This is a genomic window from Carnobacterium divergens DSM 20623, from assembly GCF_000744255.1.
Taxonomy (GTDB): Bacteria; Bacillota; Bacilli; order Lactobacillales; family Carnobacteriaceae; genus Carnobacterium; species Carnobacterium divergens.
The window spans coordinates 420,581-438,020 of sequence record NZ_JQLO01000001.1 but is presented as its reverse complement, the minus strand read 5'-3'; the positions used below and the strand labels follow the sequence as shown (position 1 = coordinate 438,020).

The 17,440-nt window shown below is 35.5% G+C and carries 19 protein-coding genes and 1 other annotated feature; of the genes, 5 read left to right on the top strand and 14 right to left on the bottom strand.

What is annotated here, in order from left to right:
* Nucleotides 1-6: 6 nt before the first annotated feature.
* Together BR52_RS02210 and BR52_RS02205 are read right to left on the bottom strand one after the other, a co-directional pair.
* Nucleotides 7-552, bottom strand: a complete 546-nt coding sequence (locus tag BR52_RS02210) for a CvpA family protein (protein WP_034568723.1) — start codon at nt 550-552, stop codon at nt 7-9.
* Between the two features lie 38 nt (nt 553-590).
* On the bottom strand, nt 591-872 hold the full coding sequence (locus BR52_RS02205; RefSeq protein ID WP_034568721.1) for a cell division protein ZapA: 282 nt from the start codon (nt 870-872) through the stop codon (nt 591-593).
* Between the two features lie 174 nt (nt 873-1,046).
* Between BR52_RS02205 and rnhC the strand changes: the two genes are divergently transcribed.
* Nucleotides 1,047-1,985, top strand: a complete 939-nt coding sequence (gene rnhC, locus BR52_RS02200) for a ribonuclease HIII (protein WP_034568719.1) — start codon at nt 1,047-1,049, stop codon at nt 1,983-1,985.
* 60 nt (nt 1,986-2,045) lie between these two features.
* On the opposite strand, the gene BR52_RS02195 is transcribed toward rnhC, so the two are convergent.
* The 7 genes from BR52_RS02195 to BR52_RS02165 form a co-directional block, all read right to left on the bottom strand.
* A complete protein-coding gene (locus tag BR52_RS02195; protein WP_034568717.1) occupies nt 2,046-2,492 on the bottom strand; it encodes a DUF3955 domain-containing protein in 447 nt (148 codons plus the stop codon).
* A gap of 194 nt (nt 2,493-2,686) precedes the next feature.
* Complete coding sequence (locus BR52_RS02190; RefSeq protein WP_034568715.1) at nt 2,687-2,926, bottom strand: hypothetical protein; 240 nt, start codon at nt 2,924-2,926, stop codon at nt 2,687-2,689.
* Entirely contained in the window at nt 2,923-3,516 is a 594-nt protein-coding gene (locus tag BR52_RS02185) for a TetR/AcrR family transcriptional regulator (RefSeq protein ID WP_034568712.1), read from the bottom strand. The genes BR52_RS02190 and BR52_RS02185 overlap by 4 nt, the downstream gene beginning before the upstream one ends.
* 166 nt (nt 3,517-3,682) lie before the next feature.
* Nucleotides 3,683-5,005 (bottom strand): APC family permease, encoded by a 1,323-nt coding sequence (locus BR52_RS02180; protein ID WP_034568710.1) that lies wholly within the window; start codon nt 5,003-5,005, stop codon nt 3,683-3,685.
* 82 nt (nt 5,006-5,087) lie between these two features.
* The gene (gene pheT, locus BR52_RS02175; RefSeq protein ID WP_034568709.1) at nt 5,088-7,514 is read right to left on the bottom strand and encodes a phenylalanine--tRNA ligase subunit beta; all 2,427 of its coding nucleotides are present in this window, start codon (nt 7,512-7,514) and stop codon (nt 5,088-5,090) included.
* A gap of 5 nt (nt 7,515-7,519) precedes the next feature.
* Complete coding sequence (gene pheS / locus BR52_RS02170) at nt 7,520-8,566, bottom strand: phenylalanine--tRNA ligase subunit alpha (RefSeq protein WP_034568708.1); 1,047 nt, start codon at nt 8,564-8,566, stop codon at nt 7,520-7,522.
* 65 nt (nt 8,567-8,631) lie between these two features.
* Nucleotides 8,632-8,882 (bottom strand) — a binding site (T-box leader).
* Nucleotides 8,883-9,053: 171 nt separating this feature from the next.
* Complete coding sequence (locus tag BR52_RS02165; RefSeq protein ID WP_034568707.1) at nt 9,054-9,407, bottom strand: winged helix-turn-helix transcriptional regulator; 354 nt, start codon at nt 9,405-9,407, stop codon at nt 9,054-9,056.
* 201 nt (nt 9,408-9,608) lie between these two features.
* Here BR52_RS02165 and BR52_RS02160 point away from each other — a divergent pair, with 201 nt between their 5' ends.
* On the top strand, nt 9,609-10,223 hold the full coding sequence (locus BR52_RS02160; RefSeq protein WP_034568705.1) for a flavodoxin family protein: 615 nt from the start codon (nt 9,609-9,611) through the stop codon (nt 10,221-10,223).
* A gap of 52 nt (nt 10,224-10,275) precedes the next feature.
* Here BR52_RS02160 and BR52_RS02155 read toward each other — a convergent pair whose 3' ends face one another.
* The 3 genes from BR52_RS02155 to BR52_RS02145 all read right to left on the bottom strand — a co-directional run bounded on the left by BR52_RS02155 (nt 10,276) and on the right by BR52_RS02145 (nt 13,110).
* A complete protein-coding gene (locus BR52_RS02155; protein ID WP_034568703.1) occupies nt 10,276-10,791 on the bottom strand; it encodes an HD domain-containing protein in 516 nt (171 codons plus the stop codon).
* A 154-nt stretch (nt 10,792-10,945) separates the two neighbouring features.
* Nucleotides 10,946-11,701 carry a TrmH family RNA methyltransferase gene (locus BR52_RS02150; protein ID WP_034568701.1) on the bottom strand — a complete coding sequence of 252 codons (756 nt, stop codon included), beginning with the start codon at nt 11,699-11,701 and terminating at the stop codon, nt 10,946-10,948.
* A gap of 107 nt (nt 11,702-11,808) precedes the next feature.
* A complete protein-coding gene (locus tag BR52_RS02145; RefSeq protein WP_034568699.1) occupies nt 11,809-13,110 on the bottom strand; it encodes a murein hydrolase activator EnvC family protein in 1,302 nt (433 codons plus the stop codon).
* A 167-nt stretch (nt 13,111-13,277) separates the two neighbouring features.
* Between BR52_RS02145 and BR52_RS02140 the strand changes: the two genes are divergently transcribed.
* The 3 genes from BR52_RS02140 (at nt 13,278) to BR52_RS02130 (ending at nt 15,573) form a co-directional block, all read left to right on the top strand.
* Nucleotides 13,278-13,940, top strand: a complete 663-nt coding sequence (locus BR52_RS02140; protein WP_236707209.1) for an MgtC/SapB family protein — start codon at nt 13,278-13,280, stop codon at nt 13,938-13,940.
* A gap of 109 nt (nt 13,941-14,049) precedes the next feature.
* The gene (locus tag BR52_RS02135) at nt 14,050-15,231 is read left to right on the top strand and encodes an iron-containing alcohol dehydrogenase (RefSeq protein WP_034568695.1); all 1,182 of its coding nucleotides are present in this window, start codon (nt 14,050-14,052) and stop codon (nt 15,229-15,231) included.
* 120 nt (nt 15,232-15,351) lie between these two features.
* Entirely contained in the window at nt 15,352-15,573 is a 222-nt protein-coding gene (locus BR52_RS02130; protein WP_034568693.1) for a hypothetical protein, read from the top strand.
* A 23-nt stretch (nt 15,574-15,596) separates the two neighbouring features.
* Here BR52_RS02130 and BR52_RS02125 read toward each other — a convergent pair whose 3' ends face one another.
* Nucleotides 15,597-15,866, bottom strand: coding sequence for a hypothetical protein (locus tag BR52_RS02125; RefSeq protein ID WP_034568691.1), 270 nt, complete (start codon nt 15,864-15,866; stop codon nt 15,597-15,599).
* Nucleotides 15,867-15,943: 77 nt separating this feature from the next.
* Nucleotides 15,944-16,828 (bottom strand): helix-turn-helix domain-containing protein, encoded by an 885-nt coding sequence (locus BR52_RS02120; RefSeq protein WP_034568689.1) that lies wholly within the window; start codon nt 16,826-16,828, stop codon nt 15,944-15,946.
* Between the last annotated feature and the right edge of the window lie 612 nt (nt 16,829-17,440).

Sequence of the window (17,440 nt, the reverse complement as noted above, 5' to 3'; positions counted from 1 at the left end):
GACTCATTAACCGATTGTACCGATCCACCAATTGTAAATTTGATTGGACAGTATCGGCGTATGTTTGACAATAAACTGCGCTAAACTACTATTTTTTAACATTTCTTGGATGTTATCCATTGGAATCATGGCTAATACATATAAAATCAAAAAAATAGCAATATAAGCCACAAGTACGCTTAAAATTCCGCCACCTAAATAGTTGGCTTGTTTGATGATTGGGAAAAAAGTTAACGAATTTAAGAGTCGTCCAATAAATCTTGTAACCAACCAGCCGATAAATAAAATCAACATAAAAGCAACTGCATTATAAAAAGCTTTATCTAGTTCCAAACCTAGGGCATGATCGAAAAAAGCAAATTGACTGTTTTCGGTTGCCGATGGATAGGGAATAAAAAGTTCTAAATGAGCTCCTAGTTTTAAATAATAAAGTCTTGCCACAATATAAGAGAGCAAATAGCCTCCTGTCATGACAATTTGTAAGACAAGACCCCTTCTTGCGCCACCATAAAAATTTATCACTAAAATAATGATGATTCCTAATGAAAGCATTCTCTCATCCTTTTCTACCTGAAAGTTAGGGGATTTGATTATCCCTCTTCAAATTTTGCTAATTTAGTTTCTAACTCAGTTATTTTTTGACGCATTTTTTCCATTTCGATTTGCATTTCTAATTGATCAGAAACGGCATTTACTGCTGTTAAAACCGCCATTTTATCTAGTTCAAGATTATCTGTTAAGCTTTTAATCTGATTGATTTGCTCATCAACGGTTTCTGCTACCAGTTGAAGATGCTCAGTTGGTCTTGAACCAACAATGGTATAGGATTTCCCCGCAATGGTTGCCTTATAACGTTTTTTTTCACCTGACAAAGAAAGCCCTCCTAATGTTACATTTCCCTTATTTTACCATGAAATTGAACAAAGTTGCATTCTTTTTTAAGAAAATCACTTGATTTAAGATTAAATTAAGGCTTTCGACTCGTTTTTCAGTAAAATATGGTAAACTTATAAGAAAATCAATGGATTAGAAATGAGTGAATCCGCTTGGCAAATGATGTATTAACGGTTGCAAAAGCAACTCTTAAAGAAATGAAAAATTATTATCAAGACTATTTAAAACCTACTACTCCACCTGGGGCACTTTTTGCTGCAAAAAAAAGTTCAGTAAATATCACGGGCTACAATTCTGGTAAAGTTTTATTTCAAGGAAGTTCGGCTGAGCAAGAAGCCCATATTTGGAAGAGCAAGGCCACTACTACTTTACCCTCAAAAAAAAGCACTAGTAAAAAACCAATCGACACGCCACTTCCCCATGGCTTTGATTCTTGGTCCGTTATCGGAAGCGATGAGGTGGGAACAGGCAGTTACTTTGGTCCGTTAACTGTTGTAGCAGCTTATGTTGAAAAAAGTCAAATTCCATTGCTAAAGGAGCTAGGTGTGCGAGACTCTAAAGACTTAAAAGATCCTCAAATCATTGCCATTGCGAAAGACTTGATGACCTTTTTACCTTTTAGCTTGCTCAATGTAATGCCGGAGAAATACAATCAAATTCAACCAACAATGACCCAAGGAAAAATGAAAGCAGTCTTACACAATCAAGCCTTAGGACATGTCTTAGCTAAGATTTCTCCACAAAAACCTGATGCCATTTTAATTGATCAATTTGAATTGCCTAGTACTTATTTTAAACACATTCAAGATCAACCTGCGCAAATAAAAGAGCGGGTTTACTTTCAAACTAAAGGCGAGGGACATCACTTAGCTGTGGCTGCAGCTTCTATCATTGCTCGTTATGCCTTTTTAAAAGGATTGGACGACCTATCTGCAGAAGCTGGAACGAACATTCCTTCTGGCGCTGGAAACAATGTCGATTTGGTTGCAGCTAAACTATTAAAAAGAGGTGGCGTAACACTGCTAGGAAAATACGCCAAACTTCACTTCGCTAATACTGAAAAAGCAAAAAAAATCAGTGGTCGTTACTAAAAAAGACGCCCCTTTCAACAAAAAACATCTTCTATTCAATTGAATAGAAGATGTTTTTTGTTAACGCTTTTTGCGCTTTACTACGAAATGAACAATCCATGTGATCACACCGCTAAAAAGAAATAAGTAGCCTAGCGGTATTAAGAAAAAGTAAGGTTCATGTAACATGCCGTTGCTGTCGATTCTTGATTCTGTAAATGCACTCGACAAGAAACAAAGTCCTCCTATTAACAAGAGGCTAATACTAATCACCATCAGTTTTGCTTTTCTGACTTCACTTGCATCTTTAACTAATTTGTTTGTCATCTGTTCATCTCCTAAAATTAATTGATCGAGTGAGATATCAAATAATTTTGCAATAAGCACCACCATTTCTAAATCAGGTAAATTCCGATCATTCTCCCAACTAGAAACAGCTTGTCTAGAAACCATTAGTTTTTGAGCCAATTGTTCTTGTGTTAATTTATTATCAGTTCTAACTTTTTTGATTTGTTTGCCAAAATTCATATCTGCCATCTCCTCGTTCTATTATCCTAAAAGAAAAAAAGTTTTTTTTAAAGATTGCCTTACAAGCATGTAGGACAGTGCAACTGTCATTGTTATTAAATCAACACTCTTGATAAATTTACTACAAAATAAATTTTTTTCAAGCAGTTTACTTTTGATGGTGTTTTAGTTATTGTTTCCAAAAAAATAACAATTTACTCGTCTAATGCTTTTATTTCCATTTGAGTAACCACAATGCTTGCTACACTTAATACACCAATTCCCAGCAATAATTTTGAAGAAAATGGAACACTTAGAAATAGACATCCAGTCGCAATCATTCCATTTGCATATTGACTTCTTTTTAACGAACGCTTAGTTGGCACCGGCAGTGTAACTGAAATTCCCAATTTCTGATTTAACTTATTTAACGAATAATGAACTTTTTTTATCATCTGTTTTCCTCCTTAAAAATGCCTGGCAATGAGTGGTCTAATAAAAATTCAAAAGATTTTTCTGTAGCTGTTAACGTATCTCGATCAATTGTTGCCAAAAATAAAATAGTGTGAATAATGTCAATCGCCTCTTTTTCAGGCAACAACAAATGCAAGTTAGAAGTGTGAATTACTTCTGAAAAAATGTCCAAGCTTTTTTCTTTTAACTGCGTGACTTGCTCTTGAGGTAATTTGGCAAAAAATAGATCATACTCTGAGTTATTAAAATTATACAAAGCTGGATACTGACGATATTCTTTAAAAAGCCACTTCATTCCTTTTTTAAAGCCTACAAAAGAAGACTCTTCCTCTTGGATAAAGTCCGCCCATGTCCTTAACAAGTTTTCTTGTACCTTTCCAAGAACTTCAATAAAAAGTTGTTCTTTGGTTTCATACATCAAATAAAAAGCACCTGTTGAAATCCCAACGGTCTTAGTTAAGTATGGAATACTCGTTCGTTTGTAGCCATTTGTCTTCCAGCTCTGCTCACAAGCTCTTTTTAATTTTTCTTTAATCTGAAATTTGTCTTCCTCTGAGAATCCTCTCACCATTTTGAACCCTCCTTTTTCTTACTTTTCACTCTGTTCATGAATATACCATAACAAAAATTCATGAATATCACAAGTTTAAAATTCATACGTTATCTACTTATCTTATTCTTTGATACTAAAAAACTTCTAGAACGTCGTGATTCACACAACTTCTAGAAGTTTTTATTTACCTTTTTTTTATTTTATTTTGTTGATATAAATACACTGGAATACCTAGTAACGTTAATAATAATCCTAAACCTGCATTTAAAGGCTGAACATATAATGTATTTAAAATGATATAGAAGCCACCTAAAATCGCAATTAAAGGAACGACTGGATAGAAGGGAACCTTGTAAGGTCGAACCAATTCAGGGTTGGTTCGTCTTAACTTAATCACCGCAACAAAAGTTAACGTATTGAAAATCCAAATGACAAAAACAATTAAATCCGTCAGTTGATTAAATTGTCCCGAGCAAATCATCACAATTGAAATCACCAACATTAAGATTCCACCATTTGTTGGCATATTTCCAGATTTGCTTAACTTGCTAAACCAATTGCTAAAAGGCAATAAATTTTGGCTTCCCAACGCATATGGAATTCTTAATCCAGAAATCGTATATCCGTTAATTCCACCAAAAACTGAAATTAAAATTCCAATCGTCACAAGTTTTCCTCCAAAACCACCAAATAAAGCATGCGCTACAGCGGCTGCAGGTGTATCCGTAGCTGCCAATTGAGGCGCATCTAACACGAATAAGTACGCAATATTAATCAATAAGTACACCGACATAACGATCGATAAACCTCCGATAATTACTTTAGGCAACACTTTTCCTGGACTTTTCATTTCACCAGCTAACGCGCCGACATTCATCCATCCATCATAAGCAAATACGGTTGCAACTAAAGCAGACCCTAGGCTAGTTACAAAGGGGTGATCCGTTACGCTCATTGGCAACAATCGAACAACGCCACCTCCTGGATAAAGCAAACCTGCAATAATAATAACAGCAATTGGGATTAATTTTAACAAAGTTGAAACATTTTGAACAAAACCACCATATTTAGTTCCTAATAAATTCATCCCCATTACTAAACTAGCAACGCAAATTGCAATTGGAATCAAATACCCCATTGATAAATCAAATAAACTCGTTACTTGTGTAGCAAATATAATAGCTAATGCTGCAATATTGGCTGGAAAATAGACAATCATTTGTGCCCAACCTACCAAAAATCCAAGCCACTTTCCAAATACTTTTTCTAAGTAAATCATCATGCCGCCTGTTTCTGGAAAAATCGTTCCAATCTCGGCAACTGTCAAACCTCCTGCAATCGCAATAATGCCACCTAACACCCAAGCCAATAGACCTAATCCAGGTGAGCCGGCTGCGCCATATACAGCAGTTGGTTTAAAAAAGATTCCTGCTCCAATAACCGTTCCTATCACTACTGTAAGCGCGGTTAAAGCACTCACTTCTTTTTTCAATTGTGTTCCTCCCATAAAATACGGTCACATCCTTTTTTACTAATAAAGAAAAAGAACCCTATTCAACAATAGCGTTCTTTTTCTATAATTGATTTTCTTATCTTACCACAACATGGAAGGTTTCTACTAGTGCATTTGTCACTTTTTCAAATGCTAACGTTACTTCCTCTTCTACAAGCGTTGCTTCCGGGTTTAAATAAATCAATTTGTATGCCATTGACTTTTTACCAGCTTCAATTTTTTCACCGTTATAAACGTCAAATAATTGAACATCTTGTAAATATTTTCCACCCTTAGCTTTAATCAAAGTCGTTAACTCTTGATTATCAACGGTTTCATCGACTAATAATGCCATATCTCTTGTCATACCAGGATATTTAGGAATTGTTTGATAAATCGTTGGTGCTTTTGGTGCGTCCATTACTTTTTGTAAATTGATTTCAAAACCATAGGTTTCTTTTAAATCGTACTCTTTAGCACGTAATGGATGAATTTGGCCTAAATACCCAATTTCTTCACCATCTAATAAAATCAAAGCCGTTCTACCTGGATGCATTCCGTCTAAAGTTTCTGCCTTTTGATAGCTGATTGAACCTGTAAATCCGTACATCGCAAGTAATCCTTCAAGCACACCTTTGACAGTGAAGAAATCAACTGCTTTGCCACTTTGTTGCCAATCACTTGTCACTTCTAAACCAGTCATTACACCAGCAACGTGTTCTTCTTCTAAAGGCAAGACTTTCCCTGCTACTTTATAAAAGACACGACCGATTTCATAAAGGGCAACATCTTGATTTTTACGTGCTTTGTTATAACGAACATCATCCAATAAGCCACTTAATAAGTTCATACGTAACGTACTACGCTCTTCCGTCATTGGCATATCCAACATTGTTGCTTCGCTTTCACGCATCATAAATTGACTGGCTTTCGTTGGTGTCGTTAACACATAACTAATAGCTTGTGACAGTCCTGCCCCTTCAAGGTAACGTCTTGTATGACGAACCAAACGCTGATTTTCATTTAGCATTCCAGGTGTTGCCTCACTAATTGGTAGTGTTGAAGGCAAATTATCGTATCCGTAAATCCGTGCCACTTCTTCAATCAAATCAGCTTCAATTGAAATATCCCAGCGTCTTGGTGGAATCGTTACGTCAAAAAGTCCTTCTGAATGGGTAACGCCAAAGCCTAGGCGTTCGAAAATGGCAACCACTTCTTCACTTGAAATAGCTGTTCCTAACGAGCCATTAATTCGATCTAATGTAATATTTAATGAACTATCCATTGGTTTTAAGACATTTTTTGAAACCACTCCGCTGACGATTGTGCCGCCGGCAAGCTCCACCATTAATTGTGCGGCGTGATCACAGGCTGTTAAAATAGTGCTAGTGTTGATCCCTTTTTCAAAGCGCGCGCTGCCTTCACTGCGTAAATTGAACTCTTTTGCCGTTCTACGAATGGTGGTTGATTCAAATAAAGCTGATTCCAAAGCAACAGTAACAGTATCTTCTTGAATTTCAGAATCCAAACCGCCCATAACGCCGGCAAGTGCCACTGGAATTTCACCATTTGTTACAACAATATTTTCCTCACTTAATTTACGTTCTTCGCCATCTAAAGTAACCAATACTTCCCCTTTTTTGCCACGACGAACTAAAATTTCTTTTGATCCTAAACGATCATAATCAAATGCATGAAGAGGTTGGCCGTATTCTAAAAGAATATAGTTGGTAATATCCACAACATTATTAATTGGGCGAATGCCAGCATTCATTAATTTCGTTTGCATCCATAATGGACTTTCGGCAATTTTTACATCTTTAATAATACGCATGTTGTAACTTGGAACATCTACTGAATTTTCAACCTCTACTTGAATGTAATCTGCTGCTTTTACTGAAGAGTCTTCTGTTAGAACCACTTCTATAAAAATTGGTTTTTGATCATAAATTGCACCAACTTCATAAGCTACTCCACGCATACTTAAGGCATCTGCACGATTTGGTGTAATGGATAATTCTAAAATAGCGTCATCCATTGCTAGATATGGGAAAACTTCTTCTCCTGCCACTGCCTCTGCTGGTAAAACATAAATACCATCTGCGTATTTTTTAGGCACTACTTTTTCAGAAAAGCCTAATTCACTTAAAGAACAAACCATTCCATTTGAAACTTCTCCACGAATTTTACCTTTTTTGATTTTTGCATTTCCAGTAATTCTTGCTCCTGGTAAAGCTACAATAATTTTTTGATCCTTAGCAATATTCGGCGCACCACAAACGATTTGGGTTGGCTCCTCTTCACCGATATCTACTTGGCAAATGTGTAAGTGATCTGAATCTGGATGATCTACTACTGAAAGGGTATGTCCCACAACGATTTTCTTTAAGCCTGTTTCGCCTTTAAAAACATCTTCGACTTCAATCCCAGTACGAGACATTCTATCCGCTAATTTTTCAGGGGTAATCTCTTTATTTGCGTTTAAATCTAAATATTCATTTAACCATTTATAAGATATATTCATGATTTTTACTCCTTCACCTTGAATTGATTTAAGAAACGTACATCATTTTGATAGAAATGACGGATATCATCGATTCCGTATTTTAACATAGCAACGCGATCTGGTCCCATCCCAAAGGCAAATCCGCCATAAACAGAGCTATCAATGCCTGCCATTTCAAGAACATTAGGATGAACGACTCCTGCGCCTAAAATCTCGATCCAGCCTGTATGCTTACATACGTTACAACCTGCTCCACCACATTTAAAACAGCTAACGTCCACTTCAACAGAGGGTTCAGTAAATGGGAAATAACTTGGTCGTAAACGAATTTCACGATCTGCTCCAAACAGTTGTTTAGCAAAAACTTCAAGGGTTCCTTTTAAGTCACTCATTGTAATATTTTTGTCGATTACTAAACCTTCTATTTGATGGAATTGATGTGAGTGAGTAGCGTCATCACTATCGCGACGGTACACTCTTCCTGGACTGATCATTTTTAATGGCCCTTTTGTAAAATCATGCTTCTCCATTGTCCTAGCTTGAACAGGAGACGTGTGGGTTCTTAGTAAAATTTCTTCTGTAATATAGAAGGTATCTTGCATATCTCTGGCTGGATGATCTTTTGGCAAGTTCATCATTTCAAAGTTGTAACGGTCTTCTTCTACTTCAGGACCTTCAATAACTTCATACCCCATTCCAATAAACAAATCTTCAATTTCTTCAATAATTTGTGTTAAGACATGTGGTTGACCTACGCTAACATAGCTTCCTGGTAGTGTAACATCAATAGCCTCATTTGCTAAAGCTTCATTAATTTTTTTCATTTCTAAAGTTGTTTTTTTCTCCTCTAGCATCGTCGTAATTTCATCACGTACAACGTTAGCCAATGCCCCTACTTTGGGACGTTCCTCAGCCGATAAATCTTTCATACCTCGTAAAACTTCTGTTAGCGGTCCTTTTTTCCCTAGATACGCTACACGCACTTGGTTCAATACATCTAGATTTTCAGAAGCTGCTACTTTTGCTAGTGCTTCTTCTTTTAAACTTTCAATTTTTGCTTTTAAATCCATCATTTTCTACTCCTTTATAGTATATTTAGGTTGTTTTAGGCAAATAAAAAAAGACCTGTTCCCCAGAAAGGGACGAGGTCTTAGAATCGCGGTACCACCCTTGTTCAGTTAATTGCACGATGGCAACTAAACTGCACTTCATTTAGATAACGGCTAATGCCGGAACTTCTTTCATTACAATTTGCAATAGCCAAAAGTCAACTCGAGAAGTGAATGTTCACTAGTATCTGATTCCTTTCAAATGGTTTCAGCCACGCCATTTGTCTCTACCTTACGGAGTTCATACTACTTACTTTTTTTCTGTCATTGTTTTATATGTGTATTCAATTGTTTCTCTTCCTTAGTTTACGGAATAAATCAAGGTTCGTCAAGCAGATTCTATTTTTCTTTTTCGTTTAAATGATAAAAAGCTGTTGATTCTTCTCCTTTAAAAAGAGCAAATCAACAGCTTTAGGATTCATTGAGTAAGGGATTAGAGAATTTATTCTTATACGGTTTGTGGGACAGTTTCTTCTGAGTCGATCCATTTATCTGCCCAGCATTGAACTTCATCCATTACAGGTTTTAATGACTCGCCTTTTTCAGTTAGACTATATGCTACTCTAACAGGTGAATCGGGATAGACAGTTCGTGTAACGATGCCTGCTTGTTCAAGCTCTTTTAAGCGCTCAACTAACACACGATCACTAACACTTGGAATTTTCGCTGCCATATCTTTAAAACGTTGTGGCCCTTCTAACAAGACGTCGATAATGAGCCCCATCCATTTTTTCCCTAAAATAGAAAAAGTTTGCTCAAATTTTGGACAAATCGTTTTCTGTCTTTCTTCACATGATGTCATCTTCTTCACCTCTTTTTTTTATTATAGCATTAATGGTTATAAAAAATAAGTAACTTGCTTTTAATTCTAACTCTTTTTTTTTATTAGTTTCTATAGTATAGCACATTTCTAAAAAAATAAAGAGTTATTATTTGCTTATTTTTTACAATAGGAGTAGGATACTAATATAAAGTAAGTAAAAATAAATTGGAGGAATGAAACATGTCAAACACAAAAATTGCTGTCATTTACTATAGTTCAACAGGAGGAAATACCCAAATGGCTCGTTGGGCAGCTGACGCTGCAAAAGAAGCTGGTGCTGAAGTTCGTTTATTAAAAGCTCATGAATTAGCCCCTGATGTTGCTATTGATTCAAATCCTTTATGGCGTAAAAATGTTAATGAAACGGCTGATATTCCTGAAGCAACAAGCGCTGATTTAGAATGGGCAGACGGAATTATTTTTAGCTCTCCTTCACGTTTTGGTGTGATGGCTAGCCAATTAAAACAATTTATTGACTTGCAAGGTGGACTTTGGGCACAAGGAAAATTAGCAAATAAAGCTGTCACAGCAATGGCAACAGCTGGTAACCCACATGGTGGCCAAGAAGAAGTCATTCAAAGTATTTATACTGTAATGCAACATTGGAGTACCATTCTTGTCCCAACTGGTTACATCAATCAAAGTACCTTCGGCGCAGGTGGTAACCCTTACGGAAGCAGCGCGACAATCAGTCAAGACGGAGAAGTAGTGGATGCAAAAAATATCCAACCTGCTGTTGCAGATCAAGCAAAACGTTTGGTTCAAGTAGCAACAGCTTTAAAAAATGGCTTATAATTTTTAGTCAATAAAAAAGTTTAACTCGCAAATTGACGAGTTAAACTTTTTTTTATGATTGAACGGATACTTTCAGTTTTAACCAAGTGTTTTTCACACTAGCAGTAGCGCGACCCATCAATGGCGCAATAACCTCCGCACAAGCGCAATACTTATCGACAAAAGTTACAACGTAACTTTCTTTATAACGAGGTGGCGCAATCGTTGCTAACCACATATGTTTAATAATAATGTCTTTTTCTAAATCAGACAATGGTGTTAATTTTTCAGCATTTTCACAAGCCATTCTTGGATGTACATAGGCATGTGTTCCTTCATCAAACTTCGTTGTTCTCCAGTCATAGTAAAACAGATCATGTAGCAAACCTGCTCTGGCTGTTGAACGTGCATTCCAGCCGAATTTTTTACTAATTCGGTAACTTCGGTAAGACACACTAATGGAATGTTCAAGTCTGGTTGTAAAATGATGTTGAGTATACTCAGAAAGTTGTTGCACTTCTTTGCGGTTGATTAAATCCTCAATATGTCCAATATATTCGGTATCTGTTTTCCATTTTGGTTCCGTCATTTAACGACTTCCTTTTTTTAGAGTTCTTGATATGAAGCTGAATCGCTCTACTATTTTCTTGCTAACTTCTATTTTACACCTTTTTACTACGATTAATAGTAGAAGGAATTCAATTTATAGAATTTTAAACAATCCTTAACTTTTTTGTCACAACTTATTTTTTCAATGTAAACATTAAAATTCCTGCTGCTACAGCAACATTTAAGGACTCTGCTTTTCCTGTTATTGGAATATAGAGATTCTTAGTTGTTTTAGCTAATAAATCAGCCTGCATCCCATTGCCTTCATTGCCCATTACGATAGCAAATGCATCTGTTTTAGGAATACTCGTGTAGCTAACAGCGGCTTCGTTTAACTCTGTCCCATAAATAGGAACATTCTGCTGCTTAAACGTTTCAAACCATTCAGTTAAATCGCCTTCAAAGATAGGTAGATGAAAGTGGCTCCCCTGCATTGAACGTAAAACTTTGCTATTATACATGTCCACTGATCCACTGCCTAACACGACTCCACCAAACCCCGCAGCATCGGCTGTACGAATCATCGTTCCTAAATTGCCAGGGTCTTGCACAGTATCTAAACATAGAAATGGCTTGGTAAAAGTTGGCGTTGCTTGATTTTTCTCTAAGGAAATTACCGCGAACACACCTTGAGTTGTAGGTGTTTCGCTTAATTGATTGGCAATTTCTTTTGAAATCATAACTTGTTTATCTAGTGGGTATTTAAAAGCTAAGTCCTCATGTTCTTCACTGATTAAAAGTTCAACAATCGGTGCATCATAGTGAATCGCCTCTTCTACTAAATGAAACCCTTCAATCAAATAACGTTTTGCTTTTTCTCTGCCTTTTCTCGTTTGTAATTTTTTCCATTGTTTCACTCGTTCATTTTTAACAGATAGAATTGTCTCCATCGTTATTGCCTCCTAGTTCGCTCTTAACTAAAAGCGTCCTTTGAGTAAACTCAAAAGACGCTTGGTTTGGTTTATTTTTGTGACGTCTTAACTAGTATAACAGATAATTACAATCCAATAAATGGTGCTGGATTCACTGGTGTGCCATTTTCTCGAACTTCAAAATGAAGGTGCACACCGGTTGAGGAACCACTTGTTCCCATAACCCCAATTTGTTGCCCTTGACGAACCGTTTGTCCTGCCACCATTGTTAGGCTTCCAGGTGCCATATGAGCATAGTATGTTTGATAATTGACGCCGTTAATAGCGCCATGATTGATGATTACTAAATAACCATAACCGCCATTGTTGTAATTTGAATACTCTACAACGCCGTCAGCTGCTGCTTTAATTGCTCCACTTCCTGCTAAATCGATTCCTTTATGGAAGGTTTGTGCTCCTGTAAAAGGATCGCTACGATAACCAAATGGTGACGATACGTATCCATTACTTGGTCGAATAAAGGTTGTTCCTCCTGTATTTGGAGGGGTCGGCGTTCCTTCATTGCTAACTGGCGGAGTATTAGTTGTTGGCGTCGCCATTTCTTCCGCCTTCTTATCTGCTGCAACTTTTGCTGCTTGCTCAGCCACAATGCGATCTTGCTCAGCTTTTAAATCACTGGTAAGTTTACTTGTTTGAGTAGCAATTGTATTTTTTTCCGAAATCAAGGTGTTTTTTTCGGCTTCCGTAAGTTGATATTTTGTTGCAATTTGAAGGATTTTATCATCTAATTCTGATTTTTGAGCATACAAATTATTCTTCGAACGTTCAATTTCATTTTTTAAATTTTCAGCTATCTTTTTTTCATTAATAGCTGCAGTTTCAGCTGTTTTTAATTCTTTTTGATCGTTTTCTTGATCCGTTACAATTTGTTTGTTTGCATACACCAATTGAGTCACGGCCGTTACTTTTCCGATTAAATCAGAAAAATTTTCAGCAGTTAAAACAATCGTTGCTAGACTATGTGTGTCGCCATCCGTTTGGACGAAGCGAGCTTGGTTTTCTAATTTCTGTGTACGTTGTTGAATTCGGTCTTCTAAAGTAGCTATTTTTTCTTTTAACTCATTGATTTTTACTTCTGAATCTTTTAAGTTTACTTGTTGCTCTTCTAATTTTTTCATGACCTCATCGATTTGTTTTTGTAGAGATTGAACTTCTTTTTCTAAGGTACTTTTTTCAGTTTCTAATGATTTTAATGATTCCTCAGTAGCTTCGATTCCATTTTCAACAGTTGCTGATTTTGAATCGAGTTCTTGTTGTTTTTGATTTATTTCTTCAGTAGTTTCCGCTGATACTTGAGTTGCTGGTAAAACGGAAAGTGTTGACAATAGCAGTGTTGAAATTAAACTTAGTTGAATGATTTTTTTCACAGTGTCCTCCTTTGAATCTTGTTTTCGTTTTCTAAATTATAGCATAGCACTCCTTGTAATATTATATTAGTTTTGTAACAAGCTAGTGGCAAATTATTACAAGCCCTCTTCTGGTTTTCTTATGCTATACTATATAGTAAGAATTGTTAACAAAAGGACTGATGAAAATGGATTGGATTTTATTATTACGCTTAATTTTAGCCAGTTTTTTAGGCGGAATCATTGGTGTAGATCGTGAGTTCCGTGCAGAAGAAGCTGGAATTCGGACACATTTTTTAGTTTGTTTAGGAAGTGCCCTTTTAATGATTGTCTCTCAACATGGATTTGGGGACGTTGTGGGTCAACCTGGCTATAGCTTAGATGTGAGTCGTGTAGCTGCACAAGTTGTCAGCGGTATTGGCTTTATTGGAGCTGGTATGATTATCATTCAAAAACAAAGTGTGGTAGGTTTGACCAGTGCGGCTGGTATTTGGGCAACTTCTGGTATTGGTTTAGCTGTTGGTGGTGGCATGTATTGGATTAGTGTGAGTGCTACCATTTTAACGCTAGTTGGTTTTGAACTATCGAATCTGATGTTTCGAAAAATAGAACATCACACAACTTCTTTTCAAATTTCTACAACAAAAGCAGATTCCTTACCTAAGATTACAGAGCTTATGCAAAGCAAACAAAAAATTTATCAAACTTTTGAATCGAAACGAGAAATTTTTGAAGAAACAAAAGTCTATCACGTTTCTTTCACCATTCGGACTAAAAATTACGAAGAAGAAATGGAACTGGTTCAAGCTTTGCAAGAATTGCCTCATGTGACTGTCGAAAAAATTAATTAAAAGAGACGAATCGAATAGGATTCGTCTTTTTTAATAGGGTTTATTACTTTCTATGTGTACTTGTTAGGAGTATACTTACTTTAAAGTCTCACATTTAGGATGGTGTTTTATGCAAACTGAAATTTCAAATTTTAATTTTTACAATCCCACAGAAATCGTCTTTGGGAAAAATCGTATTCCTGAACTAGATCGTTTAGTTCCTAAGAATAAAAAGGTACTGATTTTATATGGCGGTGGAAGTGTCGTTCGTTTCGGAACATTAGATAAGGTCAAAGAAGCTTTACCAAACCGTACGATTGGAGAATTTGGTGGAATCGAAGCCAACCCAACATATGAAACCTTAATGAAGGCTGTAGAATTAGTAAAAGCAGAAAACTATGAATTCCTATTAGCTGTCGGCGGAGGATCAGTTATTGATGGAACGAAATTTATCGCAGCAGGTGCTATTTTTGATGGAGATCCGATTGATATATTCGGCGCTGGTATTGGCAAAGGTTTGCCTGTTACTAAATCCCTACCATTTGGTACTGTGTTAACCTTACCAGCAACGGGTTCAGAAATGAATAATGGCGCAGTGGTTACTTTTGTTGAAAAGAAGGCCAAGCTATCTTTTGGCAGCCCCTTTTCCTTCCCTAAATTTTCAATTTTAGAGCCTGAATTAACGTACACACTACCAACTAGACAATTAGCAAATGGCGTAATTGACTCCTTTGTTCATATTATGGAGCAATATTTAACTTATCCAGTTGGCGGCATGGTGCAAGACCGTTTTTCAGAAGGGTTATTACAAACACTGATTGAAATTGGACCAAAGGTTATTGATGAAAAGAATCATGATTATAATTTACGAGCTAACTTTATGTGGACTGCTACAAATGCGCTAAATCGTATTTTAGCTCCTGGAGTTCCTCAAGACTGGGCAAGTCATAGTTTAGGCCATGAGATTACTGCCTTGTATCATATTGACCATGCACGAACATTAGCTATTGTATTGCCTTCTTTAATGGAAATCCGTCAACATGAAAAACGTGAAAAATTAATTCAATATGCGGAACGTGTCTGGCACATTACAGATGCAACAGAGGATGAAAAAATTCAATTAGCGATTTCAAAAACCCGCGCCTTTTTTGAACAACTTGGGGCACCTACTCACTTTAAAGAGTACGATTTAGGTGAAGAAGTGGTGGAACCACTTGTTGCTCAACTTGAAAAACATCAGTTAACAGCTATTTCAGAACGCCGTGATCAAACGTTAGAAATTAGTCGCCGTATTTATTTAAATGCTTTGTAGGCATCTAAAAATAGTCAAAAGCATACACTTGCTTTTGACTATTTTTATACAAATTTAAAAAACACCTTTTATTTTTAGAAAAAATTCGCTATACTAAAATTGAAAGTGAGGTGTCCTATTTTGCGCTATCTTTATGCAAATTTAGTTGGCGAATGGACGTGTGTAACACTCGATCCTGAATCAACCATTGACGGGGTTCCCTTAGATATCTGGTTAATTGATAAAGACAACCATTTATATGATAACCCTTCCGTAACAATTTTTTACGCAGGTGTTACCTATCAAATTCATTCATCCTTACTCCAAATCTTTGAAATGACAGCAAAAAAACACTTTAGTTAAAATGAACTAAAGTGCTTCTTTGTTTAAATGCCCATATTTGACAATGCATCGATTGCCGTCATTGCCGTCTCCGTATTTTTAAAAGAAGAAGCAGACTTGTCCTTGGTTTCAATGCTTACCAACTGATGTTTCATTACTTGATGAAGAGTTTGGCGACTATTTACAGTAATCAAATAACCTTCACTGTTTAGTTCACATACTTCTTTCCATGCATCTACTTGATTTTCTGCAACAACATCATCGACAATAATTGCTTTTCCATCAACTGTATGAAATGTAATTTTATAACTCATTTTCAGCACCTACTTTCTTATTACCTTTATCATAACAAACCTTTTGTTTTTAGCTAGTAATTACCCTTTTTCTTCAATCAAATAAACAACTCATCAAATGTCAGTTTAAATTTATGCATATTTTTCTTGATTATCTCAATAATCACATCATTTTGATTCATAATCGCAAAGGCCATCGCGATAAAATAACCTTTCTTTGCTTCTGCTAATTGTCCATTCATTGCCTCATTAAAAGCTTTTTCATAATAGAGTTTATCTAGTTGCGAAGTTGTTTTTTCAGATTCTGCCATTTGAATACCCGTTTCGCAAAGAGTGACTGCTTCTTGATAATCACCAATATCTGAATAAAACTTAGCTGTATTAAAGTAAATCAATAAAATTTTGTCTAAATTCTTTAAATCAATATTAGCTATTTTTTCTAACTCACGAATCGATTGTTCAAAATAGATTTTTGCTTTGTTCGTTTCCTCTTTTAAATGATAGGCTACCCCAATCGTATTAGAAACCAAGACATCTGTAAAATCAACTCGTTCACTACGATCTACAATTAACTCTAAGTTTAAATAATGTAACGCTTCTTCAATATCATTAAAGCCCATTAACAAAATTTTCCCCATCAAATAAAAATACATCTTTTTTTCATGTAACGTTGAAAGACGCTCTTCATTGAGTTTTATCTTTAAAATTTCATAAGCTTCTTTGTATTGAAAAAGGTCACAAAGTTGATCCACTTGTTGAAAAATTGCATAATTTTCATTAGAATCACCTTCATTAATACATATATCGTGGATGTCAACATCTAGTCTTTCACATAATTTACTTAAAATGTTCATCGTTGGGATACTATTGTGATTTTCAATTTTACTAATTGTTACTTGGGTACAGATACCTTCTGCTAATTGCTTTTGACTAAATCGTTTATTCTTTCTTAACTCTTTTACTTTCTCCCCTAAAATGATCACTTTAACTTCCCCTTTCAAATTTTTGTTGCTTTTAACAAACAACTGTTATATGATGATAACAAGTTCAACATTATTATAATATCATATAATAGGAGGATAACAAAATGAATATCAATAATTTATTGGATTTAATTTTAACTGTTGGAAATTCTTCAACATATGGCGATACGCCATTCGGCTAAAAACAAGATAACTGCTGCTACTTTTCTTTTGTAGCAGCATTTTCTATGTTCATTTTTTTATTTAGGCCCTTTATAACTTAGCCTGTCCATAAAACTAAAATCGATTAATGCGATTTACTCATAATTAACTTATTTGGTTTTTCATTGGATCTATAGGAATTTTTTTAATTTTACCTTTAAAACTAAAAATTTAAAAAAATAATAGTAATCTATATACTATTCAGGAAATAATCATTCTATTATGTTTAGATTCTTTTCATGAAGATTCTTCAAAAAAACTCTTGATTTTAGTTATATAAATACCATTTTTTTTATGGTTACCAGATAAAGATTATGGTATAATCACACAGTTTGATCAATTATATACAGAATAAAATAACTTTACCCGTTGGTATTCAAAGTTATTTTACTCAAAAAAAAGGAGCTTATT

Excerpts from the sequence above, each read along its gene's own strand:
- BR52_RS02210 (WP_034568723.1), bottom strand. The coding sequence starts at position 552 with ATGCTTTCATTAGGAATCATCATTATTTTAGTGATAAATTTTTATGGT.
- BR52_RS02195 (WP_034568717.1), bottom strand. The coding sequence starts at position 2,492 with ATGAATTTTGGCAAACAAATCAAAAAAGTTAGAACTGATAATAAATTA.
- BR52_RS02190 (WP_034568715.1), bottom strand. The coding sequence starts at position 2,926 with ATGATAAAAAAAGTTCATTATTCGTTAAATAAGTTAAATCAGAAATTG.
- BR52_RS02185 (WP_034568712.1), bottom strand. The coding sequence starts at position 3,516 with ATGGTGAGAGGATTCTCAGAGGAAGACAAATTTCAGATTAAAGAAAAA.
- BR52_RS02180 (WP_034568710.1), bottom strand. The coding sequence starts at position 5,005 with ATGGGAGGAACACAATTGAAAAAAGAAGTGAGTGCTTTAACCGCGCTT.
- pheT (WP_034568709.1), bottom strand. The coding sequence starts at position 7,514 with ATGAATATATCTTATAAATGGTTAAATGAATATTTAGATTTAAACGCA.
- pheS (WP_034568708.1), bottom strand. The coding sequence starts at position 8,566 with ATGGATTTAAAAGCAAAAATTGAAAGTTTAAAAGAAGAAGCACTAGCA.
- BR52_RS02165 (WP_034568707.1), bottom strand. The coding sequence starts at position 9,407 with ATGACATCATGTGAAGAAAGACAGAAAACGATTTGTCCAAAATTTGAG.
- BR52_RS02160 (WP_034568705.1), top strand. The coding sequence starts at position 9,609 with ATGTCAAACACAAAAATTGCTGTCATTTACTATAGTTCAACAGGAGGA.
- BR52_RS02155 (WP_034568703.1), bottom strand. The coding sequence starts at position 10,791 with ATGACGGAACCAAAATGGAAAACAGATACCGAATATATTGGACATATT.
- BR52_RS02150 (WP_034568701.1), bottom strand. The coding sequence starts at position 11,701 with ATGGAGACAATTCTATCTGTTAAAAATGAACGAGTGAAACAATGGAAA.
- BR52_RS02140 (WP_236707209.1), top strand. The coding sequence starts at position 13,278 with ATGGATTGGATTTTATTATTACGCTTAATTTTAGCCAGTTTTTTAGGC.
- BR52_RS02135 (WP_034568695.1), top strand. The coding sequence starts at position 14,050 with ATGCAAACTGAAATTTCAAATTTTAATTTTTACAATCCCACAGAAATC.
- BR52_RS02125 (WP_034568691.1), bottom strand. The coding sequence starts at position 15,866 with ATGAGTTATAAAATTACATTTCATACAGTTGATGGAAAAGCAATTATT.